Origin of the sequence: Kitasatospora sp. NPDC058406, assembly GCF_042722765.1 — a bacterium.
Classification (GTDB): Bacteria; Actinomycetota; Actinomycetes; order Streptomycetales; family Streptomycetaceae; genus Kitasatospora.
Map to the genome: position 1 here is coordinate 1 of NZ_JBHXKE010000348.1, position 7,210 is coordinate 7,210.

5 protein-coding genes are annotated in these 7,210 nt (G+C 74.0%); 4 read left to right on the forward strand and 1 reads right to left on the reverse strand.

Features of this window, described 5'->3' with window-relative positions; all coding sequences use genetic code 11:
- The 4 genes from ACFWOG_RS38035 to ACFWOG_RS38050 form a co-directional block, all read left to right on the forward strand.
- Positions 1-2,071, forward strand: a 2,071-nt coding sequence (locus ACFWOG_RS38035) for a SpoIIE family protein phosphatase (protein ID WP_380364059.1), incomplete at its 5' end; no start/stop codon positions are given.
- A 461-nt stretch (positions 2,072-2,532) separates the two neighbouring features.
- Positions 2,533-4,962, forward strand: a complete 2,430-nt coding sequence (locus ACFWOG_RS38040; RefSeq protein ID WP_380364061.1) for a M4 family metallopeptidase — start codon at positions 2,533-2,535, stop codon at positions 4,960-4,962.
- Positions 4,963-5,196: 234 nt separating this feature from the next.
- Positions 5,197-5,721 carry a hypothetical protein gene (locus tag ACFWOG_RS38045; protein ID WP_380364063.1) on the forward strand — a complete coding sequence of 175 codons (525 nt, stop codon included), beginning with the start codon at positions 5,197-5,199 and terminating at the stop codon, positions 5,719-5,721.
- Positions 5,722-5,727: 6 nt separating this feature from the next.
- Complete coding sequence (locus ACFWOG_RS38050; RefSeq protein WP_380364065.1) at positions 5,728-6,591, forward strand: peptidoglycan-binding protein; 864 nt, start codon at positions 5,728-5,730, stop codon at positions 6,589-6,591.
- 16 nt (positions 6,592-6,607) lie between these two features.
- Here ACFWOG_RS38050 and ACFWOG_RS38055 read toward each other — a convergent pair.
- Positions 6,608-7,210 (reverse strand): PhoH family protein (locus tag ACFWOG_RS38055; RefSeq protein WP_380364067.1); only part of this gene is annotated, 603 nt, incomplete at its 5' end.

Genomic DNA, 7,210 nt, shown 5'->3' on the forward strand with positions numbered 1-7,210 from the left:
CCGGATGTACGAACACCACGACGCCGTCCTGCACTCGGTGCGCGAGGGCGTCCTGATCACCGACGACGGCGGCCGCCTGCTCCTGGCCAACGACGAGGCCCGCCGCCTCCTCGACCTCCCCGCCGACGCGGAGGGGCGCCGCGTCGACTCCCTCGGGCTCGACACCGACACCGCCGAGCTGCTTGCCTCCGGCCGCACCGCCGACGACGAGGTCCACCGCGCCGGGGAGCGGCTGCTCTCCCTCAACAAGCGGCCCACCTCTCCCACCGGAGTGCACGGCACCAGCGTGGTGACCCTGCGCGACACCACCGAGCTGCGGGTGCTGGCCGGCCGCGCGAAGCTGGCCAGGGCGCGGCTGCGGTTGCTCTACGACGCCGGGATGCGGATCGGATCGACGCTGAACGTGGTGCGGACCGCGGAGGAACTGGTGCAGGCGGCCGTCCCGGGCTTCGCCGACATCGCCAGCGTCGAGCTGCAGGACCCGGTGCTGCACGGCGACGCCCCGGCCGGGGCCTCCACGGTGCTGCGCCGCAGCGCCGTCGCGGGGCTCGCGGAGGACCACCCGCTCTACCCGGTCGGGCGGCTGATCGACTTCGTGCCGGGCACACCCATGGCGGCGAGCGTGCGCGAAGGCCGGGCCGTCGTCGAGGCCGACCTCGGGGCCTCCACGGGCTGGCGGAGCCAGGACCTCGAACGCGCCCAGCGGATCCTCGACCACGGCATCCACTCGCTGATGGTCGTCCCGCTCCAGGCGCGCGGCCTGACCCTGGGGCTGGTGAACTTCTGGCGCGCCCACGACTCCCCGCCGTTCGACGAGGAGGACCTCGCCTTCGCCAAGGAGGTCGGCAGCCGTGCCGCGGTCTGCATCGACAACGCCTGGCGCTACAGCCGGGAGCACGCCATGGCGGAGACCCTCCAGCGCAGCCTGCTGCCCCGGGAGCTGCCGGCCCAGGAGGCCCTGGACGTGGCCCACCGCTACCTCCCCGCCCAGGCCGGGGTGGGCGGCGACTGGTTCGACGTCATCCCGCTGCCCGGCGCCCGGGTCGCCCTCGTCGTCGGCGACGTGGTCGGCCACGGCCTGCACGCCGCCGTCACCATGGGCCGCCTGCGGATCGCCGTCCACAACTTCTCGGCCCTCGACCTCCCCCCGGACGAACTGCTCGGCCACCTCGACGACCTGGTCGCCCGCATCGACGACCAGGAGGGCGAGGGCCCGGACAGCGCCCGGATGATGACGGGAGCCACCTGCTTCTACGCCGTCTACGACGCGGTCGCCGGCCGGGTCGCCGCCGCCAGTGCGGGCCACCTCCCGATGGCCCTGGTCCGCCCCGACGGCACCGTCGAGTTCGTGCAGCCGCCGGTCTCCCCTCCGCTGGGCCTCGGGGCCGGCATGCCCGTGGAGGCCGTCGAACTGGCGGTGCCCGAGGGTTCCCGGCTGGTGCTCTGCACCGACGGCCTGCTCAAGGCCCGCGACCGGGACGTGGACTTCGCCCTGGACGCTCTGGCGGAGGCACTCGCCGGCCCGGCCCGGTCTCCCGAGGAGGCTTGCGAGAGCGTGATCGGGGCGATGCTGCGCACCCGGCCGACCGACGACGTCGCCCTCGTGGTGGCGCGGACCCGGCTCCTGGCCCGGGACCGGGTCGCCGCATGGGACGTGCCCAGCGCCCCCGAGGCGGTGGGTCCGGTGCGCCGGGACTGCGTCCGCCGGCTGGCCGACTGGGGGCTGGAGCGGCTCTCCTTCGGCACCGAGCTCATCCTCAGCGAACTGATCACCAACGCCGTGCGGTACGGCCGGGAACCCGTCCACGTCCGGCTGCTCCTCACCGAGACCCTGGTCTGCGAGGTCTCCGACGGGAACAGCACCGCGCCGCACATCCGCCGGGCCGCGGACACCGACGAGGGCGGACGCGGTCTGTTCCTCGTCGCCCGCTACGCCGAGCGCTGGGGCACCCGCTACTCGGCGCGGGGCAAGACCATCTGGACCTCCCAGTCGCTCATCGGGGAGGACGGGCCGGCCGAGGAGCTCTCGGAGGACGACCTGCTCGGTCAGTGGGGCGATCTGGAGGGCTGACCGTCCGTCCGGCCCGATGACCGTTCGCCCGACGCGCCGACCCGGCTCCGATCGCATCCGGCCATTGCGGCCACTGTCGCCCCGGACCCTCTCCACGGGTCCGGGGCGTCGACGCGCCCCGCCGCCGGGGCGCGCAGGTCGTCGTCGCGCAGGCTCCGACCAGTCCTCCGACCAGTCCTCGGACCCGGCGTCCGCCCCGGAACGGGGCCCTGCGGAAGATCCGCCGGTGGGAGCGAGGGCCGCGCCGGGGCTTGCCGCATCAGGCCGGTTCGCACCGGACCTGGTGACATGTTCGCGCAAACATGCCAGGCTTCGTCGAGCCTGCCGAGCTCTTCAAGTGGTCAGTGGAGAGCGGCAGTTGCCTGTACGCCGTCGCCCGGACGGCGACCGGACAACGTTGTCCGGCGCATCCGGGTCCCCGAGGCCGGGCCCGACGCCGGCCACCCCCCGAGGAGTTTTCCTTGACACCTCACACCCGCAGGACAGCCGCAGCGTGCGCGCTCGCGCTCGGCGTCTCCCTCATCAGCGCCGTGCTGCCGCCCGGTGCCGCCTCGGCCGGACCGGTCACCTCCGGCTCCACCGTGACCGCCGCCGAGCGCGTCGGCCCCGGCGTCCCCGGCATCCCCGCCCCCCGGGCGGGCGCCGCGCCCGCGGCGCTGGACCAGGAGGAGCAGGCCGCGCTGACGGCCGACGCCCGGACCCGCCGCTCGGCCACCGCCGAAGCCCTCGGTCTCGGCCCCGAGGAGGAGTTGGTGCCGAAGTCCGTCAGCAAGGACACGGACGGATCGCTGCACACCCGGTACGACCGCACCCTCGCCGGACTCCCGGTCCTCGGCGGCGACCTGGTGGTCCACACGGCCGCCGACGGCACGGTCAAGGACGTCGACAAGGCCACCGGCGTCACCCTCGCGGTCAGCCCCTCCCTGGCGGCCGTCACCGCCGGGACCGCCAACGCCCGGGCGCTGGAGCGCGCCGGGGCCGAGGGGGTGAGCGGCGCGGCGGTCGCGTCCGTCCGCGAGGTCGTGTGGGCCGCGACCGGCCGGCCGGTGCGGGCCTGGGAGAGCGTCGTCGGCGGGGTGCAGGGCGACGGGACTCCGGCGGAACTGCACGTCGTCACCGACGCCGCCACCGGCGCCCACCTGTTCGACTTCCAGAACATCAAGAACGGTACCGGCCACAGCCAGTACTCCGGCGAGGTCGCCATCGGCACCAAGGAGGCCGACGGCACCCACACGATGACCGACGACACCCGCGGCGGCCACCGGACGTACGACCTGGAGCACACCGAGGACGACCGGGCCAAGGGCACCCTGTTCGCCGACGCCGACGACGTCTGGGGCAACGGCCGGCCCGACCAGGTGCAGACCGCCGGCGTCGACGCCGCCTACGGTGCCCAACTGACCTGGGACTACTACAAGGAGGTCCAGGGCCGCAACGGGGTCAGGAACGACGGCGTCGCCGCGACCAGCCACGTCCACTACGGCACGAGCTACGCCAACGCGTACTGGTGGGACGTCTGCTTCTGCATGACGTACGGCGACGGCGACTACGACGTCAACCCGCTCACCTCGGTCGACGTGGCCGCCCACGAGATGACGCACGGCGTCACCTCCCACACCGCGGGCCTGGTCTACAGCGGTGAGTCCGGCGGCCTCAACGAGGCGACCTCGGACATCATGGCCTCCGCCGTCGAGTTCTGGGCCGGGAACTCCACCGATCCGGGGGACTACCTGATCGGCGAGAAGATCAACATCAACGGCGACGGCACGCCGCTGCGCTACATGGACAAGCCCTCCAAGGACGGCGCCTCCAAGGACTACTGGTACGCCGGGATCGGCTCCGTCAACGTCCACTTCTCCTCCGGCCCGGCCAACCACTGGTTCTACCTGGCCTCCGAGGGCAGCGGCGCCAAGCTCGTCAACGGCGTGGCGTACGACTCGCCGACCTCCGACGGCAAGGCGGTCAACCCGATCGGGCGCGCCGCCGCCGCGGCGATCTGGTACCGGGCGCTGAGCACCTACATGACCTCCTCCACCGACTACGCCGGCGCTCGCACCGCCACCCTCAAGGCCGCCGCCGACCTGTACGGCGCCGACAGCCTCGCCTACCGCAACACCGCCAACGCGTGGGCGGCCGTCAACGTCGGATCCCGCATCACCACCGGCGTCACCCTGACCGGTCCCGGCGACCAGGTCACCCGGACCGGCACCGAGGTGAACCTCCGGATCGAGGCCACCAGCAGCAACGCGGGGCCGCTCACCTACACCGCCACCGGCCTGCCCGCCGGCCTGACGATCGACGCCTCCAGCGGTGTGATCACCGGCACCCCCACCACCCAGGCCACCGGCACCGTCACGCTCACGGCCACCGACCCCACCGGGGCCCACGACGTGGTGTCGTTCTCCTGGATCACCTACACCGTGGGGGAGTGCGCCACCACCCAGCAGTTGGCCAACCCCGGCTTCGAGGACGGCCCGGTCGACTGGACCGCGTCGAACGGCCGGACCGTCGACTCCGGCAACCCCTACACCCTCCCGCGCAGCGGAGCGTGGAAGGCCTGGCTGGGCGGGCACGGCGACACCAGCACCGACACCCTGTCCCAGACCGTCCACATTCCGTACGGCTGCCGGGCGGTGCTGACCTTCTGGGTGCACATCAGCACCGGCGAGGAAACCACGACCGTGCCCTACGACAAGCTGACCGTCCAGGCCGGCGACACGGTGCTCGCCACCTGGTCCAACCTGGACGCGACCACCGGTTACGTCGAGCGGAGCGTCGACCTGTCTTCGTACGCGGGTCAGTACGTCGACGTGCGCTTCGTGGGCCGGGAGGACCTCTCGGCCCGGACGACCTATCTGATCGACGACACCGCGGTCACCCTCGGGAACTGACCCACCCGCAGGACCGCAGGGACACCTCCCCCCAGGACCGCCGCCCACCGGGCGGCGGTCCGCCGGGCGTACCGGAGCGCGGTCGGGCGCCGGCGCGGTCATGGTCGGGCGGTCACGGTTGCGCAACACGGCGGGCGCGGCCGCCGGCTCGCGGCTCCTCCCAGAGACAGCCGACGGAGACCCGGAGCCCGGCAGGGCGCGGGTCCGCCGAGGACCGATCCAGCAAGGACTTCCATGCCCGCTCCCGTCGCCCCCCTCACCGACTCCGAACTCTCCGGCCTGCTGGTGGCCGCGCCCACCCGGCGCGCCGCGGCCGAGGAGCTCATGCGCAGACACGGCGAGGTGGTGCTGGCCTACGCCGGCGTCCTCTGCGGGGACCGGCGGAGCGCCGAGACGCTCACGGTGGCGACCTTCAACCAGGCCCTGGACGTCTTCGACCGCGGGCCCGTCCCCGCCCTGACCTGGATGTCCTGCCTGGTGGACGGGGCCCGTCAACTGGCCGCCCGGTGGGCCGACGACGGACGCCCCGACCACCTGTCGCCCGCCTTCGGACGCTGGCTGCACCACCGGCAGCAGGGGTCCGCCAGGGCCGGGCTCGTCGCCGCGCTCCGTACGGCCGAGAGCGGCTGCCCGCTCCTCCGCGCGCTCCACCGGCTGCCCGAACCCGCGGCGACCGAGGTGTGGCACACCTTGCTGCCGGTACCCGGAGCAGGTGCCCCGCCGGCGCACCCGGCCCCGGCCGGCCCGGTACGGCAGTAACTGGCCATGGCCTACCTGCGGGAACGCAACTCCCTCGTGACCGAGCGGCTGTGCCGGCACCTGGCGATCCGGCTGGCCGATGCCGCGAGCGGCGGTCGTGCGGCCGACCCGGAGATGACCGGCCACCTGGACGGGTGCGAGCCCTGCGCCGGGGCACTGGCCGACCTGCGGGCCGTCCACCACTGGGACATCGCCGAACTGCAGGCGCGCGCACTGCTCGGCCGCTGGGATCCGGCTCCGCCGGAGCCGTCCGACGCCGCGGCCGGGGACGCCGCCGACCGTGCGGCGCCCGCAGCGGTCGGAGCGGAGCCGCGCACGCCCGGACACCGTCGGCGCCGCCGGTCGGCACGGCACGCCCGCAGGCGCCGGACGGCGGCCCTCTGGGCGGCCGGACTCGGCACCTTGACGCTGGCCTGCACCATGACGCCGGTGCTGACCACGCCCGACCGGGCGGGGGACCGGCGTGCCGTGCCCACCCGGCCGGAGGAGGAACCGGACGCCGCGCCGGCACCCACCCTCTCCGCCGCCACGGCGGGCGGTCCGGGGAGCAGCCGCCCGGCGACGCCCGGACCCACCCCGTCGGACCGGCCCGGCACAACGTCGCCGACCGGCTCCGCCCGTTCCGCTCCCCTGCACTGGGGCGACAGCGGGGAAGGTGTCCTGACGCTGCAACGACTCCTGTCCGGCGCGGGCTGCTACCACCGGGGCATGCCGTTCGTCCGCGGCCGGTTCGACGAGGCCACCGTGGCCGCCCTGGAGCGTTTCCAGCGGGGAGCGGGCATCGGCGGCGCCGAACGCACCGAGGTGTCCTACGGCTCCGCGACCCGTGAGGTACTGGAAGGGGGCGACCGGGCCGCGGTCTGCCGTTAGGCGCTCCACGGCGGGGTCAGACCTGGACGTCCTCCAGCATCTCGGTGACGAGGGCGGCGATGGGGGAGCGTTCGGAGCGGGTGAGGGTGATGTGGGCGAAGAGTGGGTGGCCCTTCAGCTTCTCCACCACGGCGACGACGCCGTCGTGGCGGCCGACCCGGAGGTTGTCGCGTTGGGCGACGTCGTGGGTGAGGACGACGCGTGAGCCCTGGCCGATCCGGGAGAGGACGGTGAGCAGGACGTTGCGTTCCAGGGACTGTGCCTCGTCGACGATCACGAAGGCGTCGTGCAGGGAACGCCCGCGGATGTGGGTCAGCGGCAGGACCTCCAGCATGCCCCGGGAGATGATCTCCTCGATGACGTCGGGGGTGGTGACGGCGGAGAGGGTGTCGAAGACGGCCTGGGCCCAGGGGCTCATCTTCTCGCTCTCGCTGCCGGGCAGGTAGCCGAGCTCCTGGCCGCCGACGGCGTAGAGGGGCCGGAAGACCATCACCTTGCGGTGCTGCTGCCGCTCCAGGACGGCTTCCAGCCCGGCGCAGAGCGCCAGCGCGGACTTTCCGGTGCCGGCCCGGCCGCCCATCGAGACGATGCCGACCTCCGGGTCCAGCAGGAGGTCCAG

Bases quoted from the DNA above. Each gene is read 5' to 3' on its own strand.
- ACFWOG_RS38045 (WP_380364063.1), top strand. From the start codon at position 5,197: ATGCCCGCTCCCGTCGCCCCCCTCACCGACTCCGAACTCTCCGGCCTG.
- ACFWOG_RS38050 (WP_380364065.1), top strand. From the start codon at position 5,728: ATGGCCTACCTGCGGGAACGCAACTCCCTCGTGACCGAGCGGCTGTGC.